Below are 18,615 nucleotides of genomic sequence, written 5' to 3'. Positions count from 1 at the left end.
ACGGCTCCACTTTTCTTTTTTGTGAATCTATTATAATACAGATTGGTTATTGTAGTAGTACAGAATATTATTTTGATATAATTCAGAGTAGAGATCAGTGCCGCTATGCCAGTAATAACAATGATTGACCTATTTGCCACCTTTCAGTATACTGATTAAGGAAGATTGTTGTATCACTATTAGAAACAATAAAAAATAATACAGATATAAAGGAGAGGTGCCGACATGGCTGCAAAAAAAGAAAAGCAGTTCGATCCGGTGAAAACGCTTCATTCTATTGAAGAACAGTTTGAAATGTTCCAGATTTTGAATGAAGAGGGCGAGATTGTCAACAAAGAAGCGGATCCGAATCTATCTGATGAACAATTGACGGAATTAATGACACGTATGGTCTATACAAGAATTTTGGATCAGCGGTCAATCTCATTGAACCGCCAAGGTAGACTTGGATTCTATGCACCGACTGCAGGTCAAGAAGCATCACAGCTTGCATCCCATTTTGCGCTTGAAAAGGAAGACTTTATTCTCCCGGGATATCGTGATGTTCCGCAACTCATATTCCACGGTTTACCATTACATATGGCGTTTTTATGGTCCCGCGGACATTATTTAGGAAGCGCTTTTCCTGAAGGTTTGAATGTTCTGTTTCCACAAATCATCATCGGCGCCCAGTATATCCAAGCCGCTGGCGTAGCGCTCGGATTCCAGAAACGCGGAATTAAAGCTGTTGCCATGACGTATACGGGTGACGGCGGTACTTCGCAAGGGGATTTCTATGAAGGGATCAACTTTGCTGGAGCATACCGTTCGCCTGCGATTTTCGTTGTGCAAAACAACCAATATGCAATCTCGACTCCTCGAGAGTTGCAGACGGCTGCAAAAACACTTGCGCAAAAAGGTGTGGCGGCTGGAATTCCAAGCATTCTTGTCGATGGGATGGACGCTCTTGCCGTTTACGTTGCAACACGCGACGCAAGGGAACGTGCCATCAACGGAGAAGGTCCAACGTTGATCGAAACAATGTGCTACCGCTACGGTCCGCATACGATGGCTGGAGATGATCCGACTCGTTACCGTACATCTGATACAGATAGCGAATGGGAAAAACGTGATCCTTTAATTCGTTTCCGCAAATACCTAGAAAGCAAGGGCATTTGGAACGAAGAGAAGGAAAATGAAGTAATCGAGCGTGCAAAAGAAGAAATTAAAGAAGCGATCAAAAAGGCAGATGCAGCACCAAAACAAAAAGTGACAGATTTCATGAAAATCATGTACAAAGGCGATATGCCATTCAATTTGCAAGAGCAATTTGATTTGTATACAGAGAAGGAGTCGAAGTAACCGATGGCACAAATGACGATGATTCAAGCGATTACCGATGCAATGCGCTCGGAGCTTAAAAATGATGAAAACGTCCTCGTCTTCGGTGAAGACGTTGGGGTGAACGGCGGTGTTTTCCGCGCAACTGAAGGGTTGCAAAAAGAATTCGGAGAAGAGCGTGTCTTTGATACGCCATTGGCGGAATCAGGAATCGGCGGACTTGCAGTCGGATTGTCGCTAACTGGTTTCCGTCCGGTTATGGAAATCCAGTTCTTCGGTTTCCTATATGAAGTGATCGACTCTGTCAGCGGACAGTTGGCACGTCAATCTTTCCGTACAGGTGGAAGATTCAATGCTCCTGTGACGATCCGTTCGCCATTCGGCGGAGGCGTTGCAACACCTGAAATGCATGCAGACAGCTTCGAAGGATTGGTTGCATCTCAACCAGGTTTGACTGTAGTCATCCCTTCTACACCATATGACGCAAAAGGGCTTTTAATCTCGGCGATCCGCGATGAGAACCCCGTCGTATTCTTGGAGCATATGAAGCTTTACCGTTCATTCAGGCAGGAAGTTCCTGAAGAAGCATATACGATTCCTTTAGGAAAAGCGGATGTGAAACGGGAAGGTAATGATCTTTCTATTATTACGTACGGCGCAATGGTCCACGAAAGCTTGAAAGCGGCAGAAGCGCTTGAAAAGGAAGGCTACTCTGTTGAAGTGGTCGACTTGCGTACTGTTCAGCCGTTGGACATTGAAACAATCATCGCTTCCGTTGAGAAGACAAACCGTGCAATCGTAGTTCAAGAAGCGCAAAAACAAGCAGGAATTGCAGCAAATGTCGTTTCGGAAATAACAGAACGTGCAATCTTGAGTCTAGAAGCGCCAGTGTTGCGTGTAGCGGCTCCTGATACAGTCTATCCATTTGCCCAAGGCGAGAATGCTTGGTTGCCGGATGCAAACGATATTATTGAAACAGCTAAAAAAGTATTGACATTCTAATTCGGAGATACAATTACTCTCTGACAATAAGAAAGGGTGAATCTTGTGGCATTTGAATTCCGTTTACCGGATATCGGGGAAGGGATTCACGAAGGTGAAGTCGTAAAGTGGTTTGTTGCCAAAGGCGATAAAGTCAATGAAGACGACACGCTTCTTGAAATCCAGAACGATAAAGCAGTTGTGGAGATACCATCCCCTGTAACGGGTACCGTAGAAGAGATTGTCGTTGAAGAAGGTAAAGTCGCTGTAGTAGGTGACGTTTTAATCCGTTTTGACGCTCCGGGGTATGAAAGTCAAAGCGTAGAGGAAGAGGGCAAGGAAGAAACTGAAGCTCAAGTCCAGGCAACTGCGGAAGCGGGTCAGGACATCGATAAAGAAGAAGTGAAGAAGGACCAGCCTGAACCGAAACAAGCTGCTCCTGCAACACAAAGTCAAGCTGGCGATGCATCAACGAACCGCGTCATTGCTATGCCATCCGTCCGTAAATTCGCACGCGAGAAGGAAGTCGATATCCGTCAAGTGCATGGGACAGGAAAAAATGGTCGTGTTCTTAAAGAGGACATCGAAGCTTTCCTAAGCGGTGGACAAGAGCAGCCTGCTCAATCGGTTGAAGAGACTCAAGCGGCTGTTGAAGCTGACACGCAAGAAAAAGTCGCGAAACCTGCAGCTCCAGTCGTATTGGAAGGCGACTTCCCTGAAACTCGCGAAAAAATGTCTGGAATCAGGAAGGCGATTGCCAAAGCGATGGTCAACTCCAAACATACTGCACCTCACGTGACGCTTTTGGATGAAATCGATGTGACGGAACTCGTTGCGCATCGCAAGAAATTCAAGGATATTGCAGCGGAAAAAGATATCAAGCTTACGTACCTTCCATATGTTGTGAAGGCGCTCGTATCTACGCTGCGTGAATTCCCTCAATTGAACACATCTCTTGATGATGAGAAAGAGGAAATTATCCAAAAGCATTATTACAACATCGGCATCGCGGCAGATACGGATCGCGGATTGCTTGTGCCTGTCATTAAGCACGCAGATCGTAAATCGGTGTTTGCGATTTCAGAGGAAATCAGCAAACTTGCCGAAAAAGCTCGGGATGGCAAATTAAGCCCTGCTGAAATGAAAGGTGCATCTTGTTCTATTACGAACATCGGCTCTGCAGGCGGACAATGGTTCACACCGATCATCAACCATCCGGAAGTTGCAATTCTCGGAATCGGCCGCATTTCTGAAAAGCCGATAGTAAAAAATGGTGAAATTGTTGCCGCACCTATGTTAGCATTATCATTGGTATTCGATCATCGGGTAATTGATGGTGTTACAGGACAACAGGCTCTGAACCACATTAAGAAATTGCTCGGTAATCCAGAACTTTTATTAATGGAGGCGTAAGCATATGGTAGTAGGAGACTTTCCAATCGAAGTGGATACACTTGTTGTAGGATCCGGCCCTGGGGGATATGTTGCTGCAATCCGTGCAGCTCAGTTAGGACAGAAAGTTACGATCGTTGAGAAAGAGAATCTCGGCGGAGTTTGTCTAAACGTAGGTTGCATTCCTTCAAAAGCCCTTATTTCAGTAGGGCATCGTTACGCATCCGCAAAAGATTCCGATGACATGGGAATCACGGCGACTGATGTAAAGCTTGACTTTTCAAAAGCACAAGCATTCAAAGACGGCGTAGTCAAGAAGTTGACAGGCGGCGTTGAAGGACTTCTAAAAGGGAACAAAGTGGATATTGTCAAAGGCGAGGCATACTTCGTAGACGCGAACACTGCAAAGGTGATGGATGAGACTTCGTCCCAGACGTATAAGTTTAAAAACGCCATTATTGCAACAGGTTCACGCCCGGTTGAAATCCCATCATTCAAATATTCGAAACGCGTTATCAATTCAACTGGAGCGCTTAATTTGGAAGAAGTTCCAGCGCATCTAGTTGTTATTGGTGGCGGTTATATCGGTACCGAGCTTGGTTCCGCTTATGCGAACCTTGGTTCTAAAGTGACAATTATCGAAGGGGCAGATGATATTCTTGCCGGCTTCGAAAAACAGATGACTCAAATCGTTAAAAAAGGCTTAAAGAAAAAAGGCGTCGAGGTCGTCGTGAAAGCATCTGCTAAAGGTGTTGAAGAATCAGACACAGGCGTCGTCGTTACGTACGAAGCAAAAGGCGAAGAGAAGAAAATCGAGGCGGACTATGTTCTAGTAACTGTTGGACGCCGTCCGAACACAGATGAAATCGGTCTTGAAGAAATGGGCGTCAAGTTCCTTGACCGCGGTCTGATCGATGTGGATAAGCAATGCCGTACGAGCATTCCGAACATCTATGCAATCGGTGACATCGTCTCCGGGCCGCAGCTTGCGCACAAAGCTTCCTATGAAGCGAAAGTGGCTGCAGAAGCGATTTCCGGCGAGAAATCCGAAGTTGACTATATGGCGATCCCGGCAGTCTGCTTCACAGACCCTGAGCTTGCTACAGTCGGATTGAACGAAAAACAAGCAAAAGATGAAGGCTATGAAGTAGTTGCAGGTAAATTCCCGTTTGCTGCAAATGGTCGGGCGCTTGCGCTTAACAAAACAGATGGATTCGTCAAACTTGTATCGCGCAAAGAAGATGGACTTCTATTGGGCGCACAAATTGTCGGAGAAAATGCATCCGATATGATTGCGGAACTTGGTCTCGCAATCGAGGCGGGAATGACATTGGAAGACATTGCAATGACAATTCACGCTCACCCGACACTTGGTGAAATCTCCATGGAAGCTGCTGAAGTGGCGCTTGGTAAACCGATCCATATGATTTCAAAATAATTATTCATAGAAAGCTAGCGTCCGAAGGCATGAAAAGCCTTTCGGACGCTTTTCTCATTCTTGCACCTCGGTTCGTTTGAAGGTCTATTCCTAGTCATGGTAGGATGAATTTATTGATTCTATTTTATAAGGATTGAAGCGGAAGACGGCGACTCCCGCCGAAAGCGTCCGTCTGAAGTGAAAATCCGATTAAAGGAGAGAGTTCGATGAAAAAGAGTTTACTATACATACCGCTTCTCTCCATGCTGCTTTTAGCATCATGCAACGAAGAAGCAAAACCGGCAGAAAAGGAACAGGATAAACAACCCGCACAAGTGGAAGAGGATGCGAAAGAAGTCATATCGGATGAAAATAAGCAAAAAAACGACGTGGATGCGGAATCACAAGAGGAAGCGGAAACAATTGAACAAGCCACTCTTTACGAACTGAATCCGAATACGTACTCCATTCAGCCAATCGGGGAAGCGAACCCTAAAGTCGTTCTCCTGACAATTGATGATGCACCTGATAAAAGGGCCCTTGATATGGCGAAAACATTAAAAAGTCTAGATGCACCTGCCATTTTCTTCGTCAATGGCCACTTCATCGCAACGGATGAAGAGAAGGCGATCCTAAAAGAAATTCACGAAATGGGATTCATGATCGGGAATCATACGATGACACATCCGAATTTAAAAACATTGTCTGATGAAGAGCAGCGCGAGGAAATTATTGCGGTTAATGATATTGTTGAAGAAGTGACTGGTGAGCGTCCTGTATTTTTCCGTGCTCCATTCGGGGCGAATACTGATTTCAGCAGAGCTCTTGCAATTGAAGAAGGAATGCAATTAATGAACTGGTCATATGGCTATGATTTTGAAAAAGAGTATATGACAAAGGAAAAAATTGCGGACATTATGGTAAATACGGAATTACTTCGGAACGGTTCCAATTTGCTTATGCACGACAGGGATTGGACCGCCGATGCATTACAAGAAATCGTGAACGGATTAAGGGATAAAGGATACGAAATTGTCGATCCAAAACTTATTAAAGGTTTGGTGGATCAAGAAGAGGGAGAATAAGGGGGAGATTGTTGTGGAATGGAAAACGAGAGTCACGGAATTATTGGGGATTGAATATCCGATCATCCAAGGGGGATTGGCCTATCTCGCCTATGCGGATTTGGCTGCTGCGGTATCAGAGGCGGGCGGCCTCGGACAAATTACGGCGATGAGCTTGGAATCGCCCGAAGCGTTGCGTGCTGAAATAAGAAAGGTTAGGGAATTGACGATGAAACCTTTCGGGGTCAACTTTGCCATTGGTCAACACGGGCGGCCATATGAGCATATGCTTGATGTCGCTTTGGAGGAGAATGTAAAAGTCCTTTCGGTAACAGGGGGTAATCCTGCACCTTTCTTCGAATACGTGAAGGGGGCAGATGTGAGAGTATTAGTATTAGTTGCTGCAAAAAGACAAGCGGTCAAAGCTGAGTCGCTAGGCGCGGATGCGGTAATGGTCGTAGGGCACGAAGGAGGTGGCCATTTAGGGCGTGATGATATCGGCACAATGGTACTAGTTCCCCAAGTGGTCGGTGCTGTGAAAATACCTGTTATCGCGTCCGGCGGCATTGGAGATGGCCGTGGTTGGATGGCGGCGCATGCGTTGGGAGCGGAGGGGATTGAAATGGGCACTCGTTTCATTGCGACGAAAGAATGTGTACATGCTTCGATGGAATACAAACAGGCACTCCTTCAAACAGAGGAAACGGGTACTGTTGTCATTAAACGAACCCTAGGTGCACCGGCAAGGGCGCTTGCGGGAATTTGGACAGAAAAGATTTTACGTATGGAAGAAGAACATGCTGATTATGATAAACTGAAGGACTATATTAGTGGTAACGCAAATCGCCGGTTCATCCATAATGGAGATGAGCAAAGCGGTTTTGGGTGGGCTGGACAAGTAGCAGGAATGATCGGAGATATCCCGACTGTTGGGGAGTTGTTCGGTCGCATGGTAAAACAAGCTGAAGAGATCAGAAGAAAATGGGCATAAGGAAAGGTGCGGAAGAAAGTGGAATATAATTATCCTCTCAGTCATCATTGGACGACCGAAGAAATTATTGACGTTGTATCATTTTTTCAAGCGGTGGAACAAGCTTATGAAGCACAAATCGCGAGGGACAAGTTAATGGAGGCCTACAAGGCTTTCAAAAAAGTCGTCCCTTCCATGGCGGAAGAGAAAACGATCTTCAAGGAGTTCGAAGAGGTGAGCGGCTTTAATAGTTACCGTGTTGTTAAAAAGGCAAAGGAAGGCAGCGACGGAGATTCTATTACGGGCAAATGAAAAAGGGGGGCGCATAATTATGCGTCCCTTCATTTTTCGTGTGTGCCGATGATGATATCGTAAATAGGAAAGAGTTGATCGATCGTTTCTTCCGCTAGGTCAAAGAACTCCTTTTCAGAAAGTTCCGAAGCTCTATCTCGTGAAACGTGTCTGCCAATGATGAACTCCGCTTTTTTAACGGACTTTAACCTTTCCAATAAATCCTCGACTCCGTCAGCCCCGATTTCACTCACCTGAAATGCCTCTGGCTTCATATGGTCGCCGGATACAACAAAATCTTCAGGTAGGGAAGTGATCACAGGCACATTTTCCCCAAGTCTTTCCGCGATGCCCTTCTTATCGGGATTTTCGTAAATGACAGCCAAAATGATGAAGAGATGCGTCCCCCATAATCCGATTTGGAAATGAGGCAACGCCTTATATCCGCGCTTCGCAGGAGCGAAAGCGACCCAACTATCGTTTGGCGGATTGACCGTCCTTCTTGCATGTTTTGCTACATGCGGGAAAAACTCACCCGTCCCATGGGCAGACAAATACGTAGAAACTTGTTCGCCAATCATCCCGAACTTTGGTTGAATCTTCGTTTGAAGCGCGCTCATCCTATGTTCTAATCCCTCAATTGAAAAAACATTAAAATCATCAATCGTCCAAAAACCTTGCGTCATTTTTAATACCCCCATTTTATTCTCCACGTTTATAGTAGCAGAAAATGGGGAACAATCTTATACAAGAAGGCTTATAACTAACCAAAGCAACCTGAACAGCATAAGTTAGAAGTAAGTAAATGCATCGTTGAAGAAAATTACAGTCAAAGGGGTGTTAGTAATGAAACAAGTCGTCCATATTATCCGCAAAGCTGAAATTGAAAAGGAATATGTAAAGCTGCTGCATCTCGAGTTGGACTATGAACTAGCTACATTGTACGATGCCGTACAAGAAAATGACTCCAAACAAGTTGAGAAAAGCAAATCGAGACTCACTGAAATTCACGGTGAGCTGGAGACTTTCAATGCTTTCGCTTAAACGAAAGACGTTGAACCGACTTAGGCGCCTTCACTGAAACTCTTCAATCCGGGGGAGACAGTGCATAGGCGCCTTTTTGTTAGGACATTGGCAGTATGCTATAATCATATGACATGCATGTAAATGATGAGGTGTTGAAATGAATTGGGGAGCAATTGATCGGTATGCAAAATCTTTAATAAAAGAAGCAGGCCATAAAATTAGGATTTCTTTTTTTAGTACGATTGACGTTGACTCGAAAGCTGAAGCGAACGATCTCGTGACGAATATCGATTGGGAAATCGAACGTTTTTTCATTAGCCGGATCAATAGAGACTTCCCTAATCACCGGATTTTCGGTGAAGAGGGCTTCGGTGACGAAATTAATTCGCTTGAAGGGATCATTTGGATGCTCGATCCGATTGATGGCACGATGAATTTCGTTCACCAAAAAAGGAATTTCGCGATTTCCCTTGGAATTTATGTTGATGGTATCGGCATGCTCGGATATATATATGATGTGATGAATGACGATTTCTATCACGCAGTAAAAGATGAGGGTGCGTACTTCAACGATGAAAGACTTCCGGTGCTCGAGAACACACCGCTTGCGGAGGCGATCATCGGCGTAAATGCCAGCTGGGTTGCGCCGAATCGAAAAATTGAAAATGGACCGATTGTGGAGATGGTGCGTAATTGTAGGGGCACGAGGTCATACGGTTCTGCAGCAATGGAGCTCGCCTACGTCTCATCCGGTCGGATTGATGCATATTTATCCTTGCGATTATCCCCGTGGGACATTGCAGGTGGAATGGTCATTGCCCAGGAAGTGGGCGCAGTCACCACTAATTTAAAAGGTGAACAACCTCACTTGCTTGGACAGGACACCTTTATCGTAGCAAGGCCCGGTCTGCATGACGAAATTTTGCGGAACTATATCAAACTCAAATAAAAAAGGGGCTGCATCAATGCAGTCCCTTTCATAAGTTCATTAAAGAAGGCCTTGTTCACGCATTTTCTTCTTTGTCTTAAAACCATTTCCCATGATAAAAACAAGAGCAAGGATAGCGATGATGGCAACGGGAATACTACGCATGCCGACAGCGATCCCGATACCGCTCATTGCAGCAACAGCAGCAAGGGAATACAATACGAAAACCCATTTAATATCCTTCAATCTGAAACATCTCCCGAAATAAAATGTTTTTTAATACTGTTCTTATGTGCTATAATAACACAGTTAATCATCTGATAATAGATAACGGAGTGAAAACATGACAAATCATCGTAATGATTTACGTAATATAGCGATCATTGCCCACGTAGACCACGGAAAAACGACGTTAGTCGATCAGCTTTTAAAGCAATCCGGAATTTTCCGGTCAAATGAACATGTAGAAGAACGTGCCATGGACTCGGGTGACATTGAACGTGAACGTGGTATTACCATCCTGGCAAAAAATACAGCAATTGAATATAAAGACACGAAAATCAATATTCTTGATACACCTGGACATGCTGATTTCGGAGGGGAAGTTGAGCGGATCCTTAAAATGGTTGATGGTGTCGTGTTAGTCGTCGACTCCTATGAGGGATGTATGCCGCAAACCCGATTTGTATTGAAAAAAGCATTGGAAACAAACTTGAAACCGATTGTTGTTGTAAATAAAATCGACCGTGATTTTGCGCGTCCAGAAGAAGTTGTCGACGAAGTGCTCGAATTATTCATTGAATTGGATGCAAATGATGAACAACTTGAATTCCCGGTTGTCTATGCTTCTGGTTTCAATGGAACAGCAAGTCTTTCACCGGACCCTGCAGAACAGGAAGACACATTGCGTGTTCTATACGACGCGATTGTTGAACAAATTCCTGCCCCTGTCGATAACCGCGAAGAACCTTTACAGTTCCAAGTATCACTACTCGATTACAGTGATTATGTAGGTCGTATTGGTATTGGACGCGTGTTTAGAGGAACGATGAAAGTAGGCCAGCAAGTAACGGTCATAAAACGTGACGGATCAACAAAAAATTTCCGTGTGACGAAGATGTATGGATTCCTTGGGTTGAAGAGAATTGAAATCCAAGAAGCTTATGCAGGAGACTTGATAGCTGTTTCTGGAATGGAAGACATTGATGTCGGTGAAACAGTTTGCCCGATTGATCATCCTGAGGCGTTGCCGGCAATTCATATCGATGAGCCGACACTGCAAATGACATTTCTAGTCAATAATAGTCCTTTTGCCGGAAAAGAAGGCAAATGGGTGACAGCGAGAAAAGTTGAAGAGCGGCTTGAACAGCAATTGCAGACTGACGTTTCATTACGTGTAGAGCCGACAGATTCACCGGATGCATGGGTCGTATCGGGACGTGGGGAGCTTCATCTTTCCATCTTGATTGAGAATATGCGTCGTGAAGGATTCGAACTTCAAGTATCGAAACCTGCAGTTATTATCAAAACGATTGACGGTGTACGTTCAGAGCCTGTCGAACGCGTACAAATTGATATACCGGAAGAATATACCGGTGCAATCATTGAATCGATCGGCGAGCGTAAAGGTGAAATGCAAGATATGATCAATAACGGCAATGGACAAGTCCGTTTGATTTTCCTTGTGCCTGCACGTGGTTTGATCGGTTATTCTACAGAATTCCTTTCGCTTACTAGAGGATACGGAATCATCAACCATACGTTTGATTCCTACAAGCCTGTAGCGTCAGGCAGAGTCGGCGGCCGGCGTCATGGTGTACTTGTGTCAATGGAGACAGGTACAGTGACCGGTTATAGTATAATGCAGTTGGAAGACCGAGGAGTCATGTTTGTCGAGGCGGGCACGGAAATTTACGCCGGTATGGTAGTCGGTGAAAACAACCGTGATACGGACTTAACGATTAACTTAACGAAAGTCAAACATGCGACTAACGTCCGATCTGCAACCAAGGACCAGACTGTGACGACGAAAAAGCCGCGGATTCTTTCATTGGAAGAGGCTTTACAGTATGTCGGCGACGATGAGTATTGTGAAGTGACTCCGCAGTCGATTCGTCTACGGAAGAAGATCCTCGATAAAAATGAACGGGAACGTGCTGAAAAGAAGAAAAAACTTGGTGAGTGATCTATAATAGTAGGCAGTAAAATAGAATGCGTACAATCGCTTTGTTGAGAAGGGAATGTGCTACATGAATGGTACTATCGGGGATGCAGAAACGATTGAAGCCATGTCTCCAGTTGTTCGAATGATTTACGAGATGACATCATCGTCCGTAACTGGAATTTTGTTGTTTGCGGTTGTTTTCATACTTTCAGCCATCGTTTACAAGCTAGGGTTCGCTAGGAAAATTAAGTTTTGGCAAAATGTAGTCGTATATAGCTTCCTCTTTTTGGGATGCATTATCTTAACATTTTTCGCCATATTCCTTCCGATTGTAGAAGGATTGATTGTTGCGGCGCTCATTTTGATCATTTATAGGGTCCGCAGGATGAATGAACATAAAGAAAACTCCACCGTTTGACGGTGGAGTTTTTCTTTTGTTTTGCCAATAAATTAGCATTAACAAGGTTTTCCGAAGCTTACCGCTCGCTTTCCGCGGGCGAGCGCCGAGCCGCTTCGCCGCTTCGCGTCTGCAGGGTCTCGCCTGTCTCGCTTTCCCGCAGGAGTCGAGCGGACGCTTCTCCAAACCAAGATTCCCTGTAAATATTTAGAAATTGCGAAGAGAAAAGGACAGTAGAAATCTTTTTTTCTGCGCCTATTAGGCTAACGCAGAATTTTCATGTCGTTGTAGTAAGTTTCTGAAGTAACAGAGAATCAACTAAAAGACTTGGCTCTTAATGGACTTTAAATATTTCAAATTCATTCTCGTTACAATAAATTTTTACTTCAATTAGCCAGGTTGATTGTAGCGGAGGGCGGCGACTCCTGCGGGAAAAGCGTCAGCAGAAGACCCCGCAGCGAAGCGTAAGCGGAGTGAGGAGGCTGAAGCGACGCCCGCGGAAAGCGTCCGCCTGAAGCGAAAATCAATTATTTAAAAGGGACTTGTAGCTGAAAGTCGTTTTTCTATGACTATCAACTACAGTCCCTGCTTTATTAAAAATTCTCTTCAGCGGTATGGGAGCTTCGGTGGAAAATGAATTTTCCGGTGGAAAGCCTTACGTTAGTTTGCTCCGTAATCCGCTCGCTGCAAATTTCACACATATACGTATTGATTGGATGATTCCTCAACTTCTTTGCGAGAGGGGTATCATCCACGAGCTGCCCGATTTCATCGCAAAGAACACATTTGACTCTCATGAACTCAACTCCTTTAAATTAGGTATCGCTTTTCTTGTCAGTCGATAACGATGCCGATGACTTTTCGTAATGGCTGTTCGATATTCGAGCCATCTTTGAATAATAGATGGGCTGGTCCGTCTTCCGTCAACGGCTTACCGTCCTGGCTGAATTTAAATAGGAAATTGCCGATATTAGAGATAGGGAACGTCTCTTTCAATCCATCCATAGTCAAAAATGTAATCGTTTTTGCATCTTCAACAGGTTCTGCATTTTTGACGAAGTGGTCGAGAGAGATACCGAATGTTCCTGTCACCATCTTTTGTCTGTCGAACTTCTTTTCCGTCTTCAACGTTGGTGGGAAAGTGGCTCCTTCCATGATTTCACGGGACCAATGCTTCCCCATATCTCTCTTATACTCTTCATCTACATCTTTTTCGATGTGTTCTTCCGTAAAGAAAGTGTTCAAGTCTAATTTGCGGTCATCAAAGATCCAAACTGTCGGATCGAGGGTGATCGTATGCTTTACATTGCCTTTTATTGTAATGATTGTTTCCAAGTGAATAGCCTCCTACAACCAAAATGAGCGTTTCCATATAGTACATAGTATAACGCTTCCAATTGGATGTGGAAAGCCATTGAATTTTTACCGTGTGTTCAGAAGGGAAACACTTGCAATTTACCCTCTTGAAAGATACAATTTATTCATAATCACCACGCAAGGATAATAGGTGAATGGGGGCGTCCTCATGGATATTGAATTACAGGAAACCTATCAGGAAAAAGCATTGAAACAGCTTCAAGCTGATGCGGATAAAATTGCACAACTCATAAAAGTACAGATGGATCATTTGACGATGCCTCAGTGCCCGCTTTACGAGGAAGTGTTGGATACGCAAATGTACGGCTTGTCTAGAGAGATTGACTTCGCTGTCAAACTTGGTTTGATTGAACGTGAGAAAGGGAAGGAAATCCTTTCGTTGCTTGAAAAAGAGATGAATGTCTTGCATGATCTATATACAAATAAATAATTTAAAGACTCAAACTCATCACAGGTTTGAGTTTTTTATTTAAAAAAAGTTGAGGGAAGTCTGATGGGAAAATACTTTAAAAAAATGTTGCGGAACTTTGATTATCCGCTTTTCACTGCATACCTGGTACTGTGCCTCTTCGGACTTGTAATGATTTACAGTGCGAGTATGGTTTGGGCAGTCAATCGATATGATTATCCACCAGATTATTTTTATAATAAACAATTAGTGAATCTAGCACTTTCGTTTCCAGTCTTTCTGCTAGCTTCTTTCTTTCCGTTTCAAAATTACAAGAGGACGAAATTGATGAAGTTTTCAATTGCTGCTATGTTCATATTGTTAGTACTCGTCCATTTTGTCGGATCGGGAGGACATGTGGGTGCGCAAAGTTGGATCAAGCTACCGGGCTTGGGAAGCATCCAGCCTTCCGAAGTTGCGAAGCTTGTCATTATCGTCTATTTCGCTAGTGTTTTTGCGAAAAAGTATGAAGCGGGGACAATTGATTCCATTAATAAATCGATAGGTCCGCCCATTGTAATCCTTATTATGGCTATTTTTTCGATAATGATGGAAACTGACATAGGAACGTCATTCATCATTATTATGGCTGCATTTTGTGTGATCGCCGCAAGCGGGATAAAATTCAAAACGTTTGCGAAGTTGAGCGGAATTGTCGTCATGGCAATGATTCCAGTTGCAACCATCCTTTATTTTGCTTGGGATACAATTATGACTGACGGGAGGAAAGGCCGGATCTTATCGTTCTTGAATCCTTTCGACTATGCACAAGGCTCCGGATACCAAATTGCAAATGGTTATATTGCCATTGGTGCAGGAGGAATGAAAGGGTTAGGCTTAGGCAATTCTATTCAAAAAATGGGCTATTTGCCTGAACCTCAAACAGATGTCATCATGGCTGTCATTTCTGAAGAAACCGGTATTTTCGGCACCGTAATTGTTCTCGGCGGGCTAGGATTCATCGTATTGCGCGCCCTATATATCGCGATGCGGACAAAGGATCCCCAGGCGAGAATGTTGGCGGCGGGGATCGGAAGTGTTATCGGCATTCAAACTTTCGTTAATATTGGTGGATTGACAGGACTTATTCCGCTTACAGGAGTTCCGTTGCCTTTTATTAGTTATGGCGGAACATCGATGATTCTGTTATCTTTGTCTTTAGGAATATTGATGAATGTATCAATGTTCGTAAAATATCAAAAGAACAAATAGAAAAGGAAGTGCTTACATGGTGGAAATGGGTCAGATTAAAAAAATCCTAGTAGCAAACCGTGGTGAAATCGCTATTCGTATTTTTAGAGCGTGCACCGAATTGGAGATACCGACTGTCGGGATTTATTCCGCAGAAGATAGGGGTTCTTTCCACCGTTACAAAGCAGATGAATCCTATTTAGTCGGAGAAGGCAAGAAGCCGATCGACGCCTATTTGGATATCGAAGGAATCATTAAGATTGCAAAATCATCAGGTGCGAACGCTGTACACCCTGGCTACGGCTTCCTTGCCGAGAATGAAGAGTTTGCTCGCAGACTAAAAGAAGAGGGTATTATTTTCATTGGACCGACATCCAAGCATCTCGAAATGTTCGGAGATAAGGTAAAGGCGAGGGAACAAGCTATAAAAGCAGGAATTCCAGTCATCCCAGGTACAGATGGACCGGTCGCTTCCGCATCGGATGTTGCTTCATTCGGTGAGCAGTACGGTTATCCGATCATTATTAAAGCGTCACTAGGCGGAGGCGGCAGGGGAATGCGGATTGTCAATTCCGCAGACGAGGTGCTTGAAGCATATGAACGAGCTAGATCAGAAGCGAAATCCGCTTTTGGTTCAGACGAAGTATATGTTGAAAAGTACATCAATAAGCCAAAACATATTGAAGTCCAAATTTTAGGTGATACATACGGTAATGTCGTTCACTTGTATGAACGCGATTGCTCAATTCAACGTCGTCACCAGAAAGTCGTAGAAATCGCCCCATCCATTTCCTTGGATGATAAGCTTCGTCGTGACATTTGCGAAAGCGCTGTCAAATTGGCAAAAAACATTTCATATATCAATGCAGGGACTGTTGAATTCCTCGTTGCGGATGGAAATTTCTATTTCATCGAAGTGAATCCGCGTATTCAAGTGGAACATACAATTACTGAAATGGTGACGGGGATCGATATCGTCCATTCTCAAATCCATATTGCAAATGGAGGAAATCTTCACGAAGGGGAAGCAGCCATCCCTTCCCAAGAAAACATACCGCTCTTTGGTTATGCAATCCAATCGAGGGTGACAACGGAAGATCCATTGAATGACTTCATGCCGGATACGGGCAAGCTGATGGTTTACCGATCGGGAGGAGGCTTCGGCGTCCGTCTTGACGCGGGGAACGGCTTCCAAGGGGCTGTCATTACTCCTTATTACGATTCCCTGCTCGTTAAGGTGTCGACATGGGGTACATCTTTCAGGGATGCGGCTGCAAAAATGGACCGCAATCTTCAGGAATTCCGTATTAGGGGAATCAAAACAAATATTCCGTTCCTTGAAAACGTTGTCCGTCATGAAAACTTCCTTACAGGCAATTATGATACAAGCTTCATCGACTCGACTCCTGAATTATTCGAGTTCCCTATAAGGAAAGACCGTGGGACGAAGATCTTAAATTATTTAGGCAATGTGACCGTCAATGGATTTCCTGGCATCGGGAAACAGCAGAAACCATTGTTTCATTCTGTAAAAAAACCTGAAGTCGATTTGCTTGCACCACCTGCGCCGGGTACAAAGCAAATTCTAGATGAAAGAGGACCTGAAGGGTTGATCCAATGGATAAAGGAGCAGGATGATGTCCTTCTTACGGATACGACGTTCAGGGATGCGCATCAGTCATTGCTTGCAACACGTCTCCGCACGTCCGACATGACGAATATCGCTGCTGAGTCAGCGAGGCTCATGCCAGATCTGTTCTCATTTGAGATGTGGGGGGGAGCGACTTTCGACGTCGCATACCGCTTCTTGAAGGAAGACCCGTGGGAGAGGCTTATGAAGCTCCGGGAGCAGATCCCGAATGTGTTATTCCAAATGTTGTTCCGTGGTGCCAATGCGGTCGGCTATTCGAATTATCCCGATAATGTCATTCGTGAATTCGTAAAAACTTCAGCCGAATCAGGCATTGATGTGTTCCGTATATTCGACAGCCTGAATTGGATCAAAGGGATGGAAGTAGCGATTGATGCAACCCGTCAATCAGGAAAAGTGGCAGAAGCTGCACTTTGTTATACAGGGGACATCCTCGATGATTCCAGAGCAAAGTATACAGTGGAATACTACAAGGAGATGGCAAAGGAGCTTGAAGCTGCAGGAGCGCATATTCTTGCTTTGAAGGACATGGCTGGACTCTTGAAGCCTGAAGCCGCTTATCGACTCATTTCCGAATTGAAGGCGACTGTTGATATACCTATTCATCTTCATTCCCATGACACGAGCGGAAATGGCATTTATATGTATGCGAAAGCAATTGAAGCTGGAGTTGACATCGTCGACACGGCGCTTGGCTCGATGGCTGGCCTTACTTCACAACCTTCAGCGAGCTCGCTCTATTACGCATTGCAATATGGAAAACGCCAAGTGAAGGCGGACGTCGGTGCGATGGAATCGCTATCGTATTATTGGGAAGATGTCAGGAAGTATTACCAAAACTTTGAAAGTGGCATGGTGAGCCCGCATTCCGAAGTGTATGTACATGAGATGCCGGGTGGCCAATATTCCAACTTGCAACAACAAGCTAAAGCTGTAGGGCTTGGTGAGAGATGGGAAGAAGTGAAAGACATGTACTCCAGAGTTAATATGCTCTTCGGAGACGTTGTGAAAGTGACTCCATCTTCCAAAGTCGTCGGAGATATGGCATTGTTCATGGTGCAAAATGAATTAAATGAGGAAACAGTCATTACACGCGGACAATCCATCGATTTCCCTGAATCCGTCATTGAGTTTTTCGAGGGCTACATTGGCCAACCATACGGAGGATTCCCGAAAGAATTGCAAGAGGTCGTCTTGAAGGGGAGAACGCCGATAACTGTCCGTCCAGGCGAGCTTCTGGAGGAAGTGGATTTTAAAGCCCTTCTCGACAAGACGGAAGAACTTCTCGGGCACCCGTCGACGATGAAAGACGCACTTGCATATGCGTTGTATCCGAAAGTGTTCGAAGAATATGCAACAATGAAAAAAGAGTTTGGCAATATTTCAGTCATCAATACACCGGAATTCCTGTTTGGTATGAGGTTGGGCCAGGAAATCGAAGTGGAGATTGAAAGAGGGAAGACGCTCATCATCAAGCTCGTTTCCATTGGCGAACCTCAGACAGATGGTACGCGCATCATATACTTCGAGCTGAATGGACAGCCGAGGGAAGTAATTATTCAAGATATAAATGTTGAATCGGATGTAGCCCGCAAGCAAAAAGCGGATCCTTCAAACGACTCGCATATTGCAGCGACAATGCCGGGAACGGTGTTGAAAGTTGCTGTTTCTAAAGGAGCGAAAGTACGAAGAGGGGAGCATTTGCTCATCACGGAGGCAATGAAGATGGAGACGACGATCCAAGCACCATTCAATGGAGTCGTCAAAGAAATCCACGTATCTTCAGGCGACGCCATCTCAACAGGCGACCTACTTCTCGAACTTGAACATTAATGAAAAGGGCTATCTATTATTTCTTTTTCGATTATAGGTAGCATAGTTGATTGGAGTGAAAGGCGGCGACTCCTGGGGGATTAGCGGGACAGGTGAGACCCTGGACGAAGCGAAGCGAAGGAAGCGGCTCACCGCCCGCCCCCCGGAAAGCGTCCGCCTGTAGCG

The 18,615-nt window shown here is 44.6% G+C and carries 18 protein-coding genes; 14 read left to right on the top strand and 4 right to left on the bottom strand.

Features of this window, described 5'->3' with window-relative positions; all coding sequences use genetic code 11:
- Window positions 1–225: 225 nt before the first annotated feature.
- The 7 genes from pdhA to AB1K89_RS03135 all read left to right on the top strand — a co-directional run bounded on the left by pdhA (window position 226) and on the right by AB1K89_RS03135 (window position 7,456).
- On the top strand, window positions 226–1,341 hold the full coding sequence (pdhA, locus tag AB1K89_RS03165) for a pyruvate dehydrogenase (acetyl-transferring) E1 component subunit alpha (RefSeq protein WP_413053317.1): 1,116 nt from the start codon (window positions 226–228) through the stop codon (window positions 1,339–1,341).
- Between the two features lie 3 nt (window positions 1,342–1,344).
- Window positions 1,345–2,322, top strand: coding sequence for an alpha-ketoacid dehydrogenase subunit beta (locus AB1K89_RS03160; protein WP_413053316.1), 978 nt, complete (start codon window positions 1,345–1,347; stop codon window positions 2,320–2,322).
- A 45-nt stretch (window positions 2,323–2,367) separates the two neighbouring features.
- Window positions 2,368–3,714, top strand: coding sequence for a dihydrolipoamide acetyltransferase family protein (locus AB1K89_RS03155; protein WP_413053315.1), 1,347 nt, complete (start codon window positions 2,368–2,370; stop codon window positions 3,712–3,714).
- Between the two features lie 4 nt (window positions 3,715–3,718).
- Window positions 3,719–5,131, top strand: coding sequence for a dihydrolipoyl dehydrogenase (gene lpdA, locus AB1K89_RS03150; RefSeq protein ID WP_252503729.1), 1,413 nt, complete (start codon window positions 3,719–3,721; stop codon window positions 5,129–5,131).
- Window positions 5,132–5,337: 206 nt separating this feature from the next.
- The gene (locus AB1K89_RS03145; RefSeq protein WP_413053314.1) at window positions 5,338–6,195 is read left to right on the top strand and encodes a polysaccharide deacetylase family protein; all 858 of its coding nucleotides are present in this window, start codon (window positions 5,338–5,340) and stop codon (window positions 6,193–6,195) included.
- A gap of 13 nt (window positions 6,196–6,208) precedes the next feature.
- Entirely contained in the window at window positions 6,209–7,165 is a 957-nt protein-coding gene (locus AB1K89_RS03140; RefSeq protein ID WP_413053313.1) for an NAD(P)H-dependent flavin oxidoreductase, read from the top strand.
- 18 nt (window positions 7,166–7,183) lie between these two features.
- On the top strand, window positions 7,184–7,456 hold the full coding sequence (locus AB1K89_RS03135) for a UPF0223 family protein (protein ID WP_413053312.1): 273 nt from the start codon (window positions 7,184–7,186) through the stop codon (window positions 7,454–7,456).
- A gap of 29 nt (window positions 7,457–7,485) precedes the next feature.
- On the opposite strand, the gene AB1K89_RS03130 is transcribed toward AB1K89_RS03135, so the two are convergent.
- Entirely contained in the window at window positions 7,486–8,121 is a 636-nt protein-coding gene (locus AB1K89_RS03130) for a YktB family protein (protein ID WP_413053311.1), read from the bottom strand.
- Window positions 8,122–8,281: 160 nt separating this feature from the next.
- Between AB1K89_RS03130 and AB1K89_RS03125 the strand changes: the two genes are divergently transcribed.
- Complete coding sequence (locus tag AB1K89_RS03125) at window positions 8,282–8,479, top strand: hypothetical protein (protein WP_252503724.1); 198 nt, start codon at window positions 8,282–8,284, stop codon at window positions 8,477–8,479.
- A gap of 139 nt (window positions 8,480–8,618) precedes the next feature.
- Entirely contained in the window at window positions 8,619–9,410 is a 792-nt protein-coding gene (locus tag AB1K89_RS03120; RefSeq protein WP_413053310.1) for an inositol monophosphatase family protein, read from the top strand.
- 39 nt (window positions 9,411–9,449) lie between these two features.
- Here the strand turns inward: AB1K89_RS03120 and AB1K89_RS03115 are convergent, their stop codons facing one another.
- On the bottom strand, window positions 9,450–9,635 hold the full coding sequence (locus AB1K89_RS03115) for a YlaF family protein (RefSeq protein WP_413053309.1): 186 nt from the start codon (window positions 9,633–9,635) through the stop codon (window positions 9,450–9,452).
- Between the two features lie 97 nt (window positions 9,636–9,732).
- Here AB1K89_RS03115 and typA point away from each other — a divergent pair, with 97 nt between their 5' ends.
- Both typA and AB1K89_RS03105 read left to right on the top strand, forming a co-directional pair.
- Complete coding sequence (gene typA, locus AB1K89_RS03110; protein ID WP_251623810.1) at window positions 9,733–11,574, top strand: translational GTPase TypA; 1,842 nt, start codon at window positions 9,733–9,735, stop codon at window positions 11,572–11,574.
- Between the two features lie 64 nt (window positions 11,575–11,638).
- Entirely contained in the window at window positions 11,639–11,971 is a 333-nt protein-coding gene (locus AB1K89_RS03105) for a YlaH-like family protein (protein ID WP_060205161.1), read from the top strand.
- 572 nt (window positions 11,972–12,543) lie between these two features.
- On the opposite strand, the gene AB1K89_RS03100 is transcribed toward AB1K89_RS03105, so the two are convergent.
- Together AB1K89_RS03100 and AB1K89_RS03095 are read right to left on the bottom strand one after the other, a co-directional pair.
- Entirely contained in the window at window positions 12,544–12,747 is a 204-nt protein-coding gene (locus tag AB1K89_RS03100) for a YlaI family protein (RefSeq protein WP_252503719.1), read from the bottom strand.
- Between the two features lie 37 nt (window positions 12,748–12,784).
- Entirely contained in the window at window positions 12,785–13,285 is a 501-nt protein-coding gene (locus AB1K89_RS03095; RefSeq protein WP_413053308.1) for a peptidyl-prolyl cis-trans isomerase, read from the bottom strand.
- A gap of 190 nt (window positions 13,286–13,475) precedes the next feature.
- Between AB1K89_RS03095 and AB1K89_RS03090 the strand changes: the two genes are divergently transcribed.
- The 3 genes from AB1K89_RS03090 (at window position 13,476) to pyc (ending at window position 18,450) form a co-directional block, all read left to right on the top strand.
- The gene (locus tag AB1K89_RS03090) at window positions 13,476–13,757 is read left to right on the top strand and encodes an Fpa/YlaN family protein (RefSeq protein ID WP_413053307.1); all 282 of its coding nucleotides are present in this window, start codon (window positions 13,476–13,478) and stop codon (window positions 13,755–13,757) included.
- Window positions 13,758–13,820: 63 nt separating this feature from the next.
- A complete protein-coding gene (locus tag AB1K89_RS03085) occupies window positions 13,821–14,987 on the top strand; it encodes an FtsW/RodA/SpoVE family cell cycle protein (protein WP_413053306.1) in 1,167 nt (388 codons plus the stop codon).
- A gap of 25 nt (window positions 14,988–15,012) precedes the next feature.
- Window positions 15,013–18,450, top strand: a complete 3,438-nt coding sequence (gene pyc / locus AB1K89_RS03080) for a pyruvate carboxylase (protein ID WP_413053449.1) — start codon at window positions 15,013–15,015, stop codon at window positions 18,448–18,450.
- The last annotated feature ends 165 nt before the right edge of the window (window positions 18,451–18,615 follow it).

It is taken from the genome of Sporosarcina pasadenensis, assembly GCF_047228845.1.
Lineage (GTDB): Bacteria > Bacillota > Bacilli > Bacillales_A > Planococcaceae > Sporosarcina.
The sequence above is the reverse complement of the archived record's forward strand: the minus strand, read 5'-3'. Positions and strand labels throughout refer to the sequence as shown.

Bases quoted from the DNA above. Each gene is read 5' to 3' on its own strand.
- pdhA (WP_413053317.1), top strand. From the start codon at position 226: ATGGCTGCAAAAAAAGAAAAGCAGTTCGATCCGGTGAAAACGCTTCAT.
- AB1K89_RS03160 (WP_413053316.1), top strand. From the start codon at position 1,345: ATGGCACAAATGACGATGATTCAAGCGATTACCGATGCAATGCGCTCG.
- lpdA (WP_252503729.1), top strand. From the start codon at position 3,719: ATGGTAGTAGGAGACTTTCCAATCGAAGTGGATACACTTGTTGTAGGA.
- AB1K89_RS03145 (WP_413053314.1), top strand. From the start codon at position 5,338: ATGAAAAAGAGTTTACTATACATACCGCTTCTCTCCATGCTGCTTTTA.
- AB1K89_RS03130 (WP_413053311.1), bottom strand. From the start codon at position 8,121: ATGACGCAAGGTTTTTGGACGATTGATGATTTTAATGTTTTTTCAATT.
- AB1K89_RS03125 (WP_252503724.1), top strand. From the start codon at position 8,282: ATGAAACAAGTCGTCCATATTATCCGCAAAGCTGAAATTGAAAAGGAA.
- AB1K89_RS03120 (WP_413053310.1), top strand. From the start codon at position 8,619: ATGAATTGGGGAGCAATTGATCGGTATGCAAAATCTTTAATAAAAGAA.
- typA (WP_251623810.1), top strand. From the start codon at position 9,733: ATGACAAATCATCGTAATGATTTACGTAATATAGCGATCATTGCCCAC.
- AB1K89_RS03105 (WP_060205161.1), top strand. From the start codon at position 11,639: ATGAATGGTACTATCGGGGATGCAGAAACGATTGAAGCCATGTCTCCA.
- AB1K89_RS03100 (WP_252503719.1), bottom strand. From the start codon at position 12,747: ATGAGAGTCAAATGTGTTCTTTGCGATGAAATCGGGCAGCTCGTGGAT.
- AB1K89_RS03090 (WP_413053307.1), top strand. From the start codon at position 13,476: ATGGATATTGAATTACAGGAAACCTATCAGGAAAAAGCATTGAAACAG.
- AB1K89_RS03085 (WP_413053306.1), top strand. From the start codon at position 13,821: ATGGGAAAATACTTTAAAAAAATGTTGCGGAACTTTGATTATCCGCTT.
- pyc (WP_413053449.1), top strand. From the start codon at position 15,013: ATGGGTCAGATTAAAAAAATCCTAGTAGCAAACCGTGGTGAAATCGCT.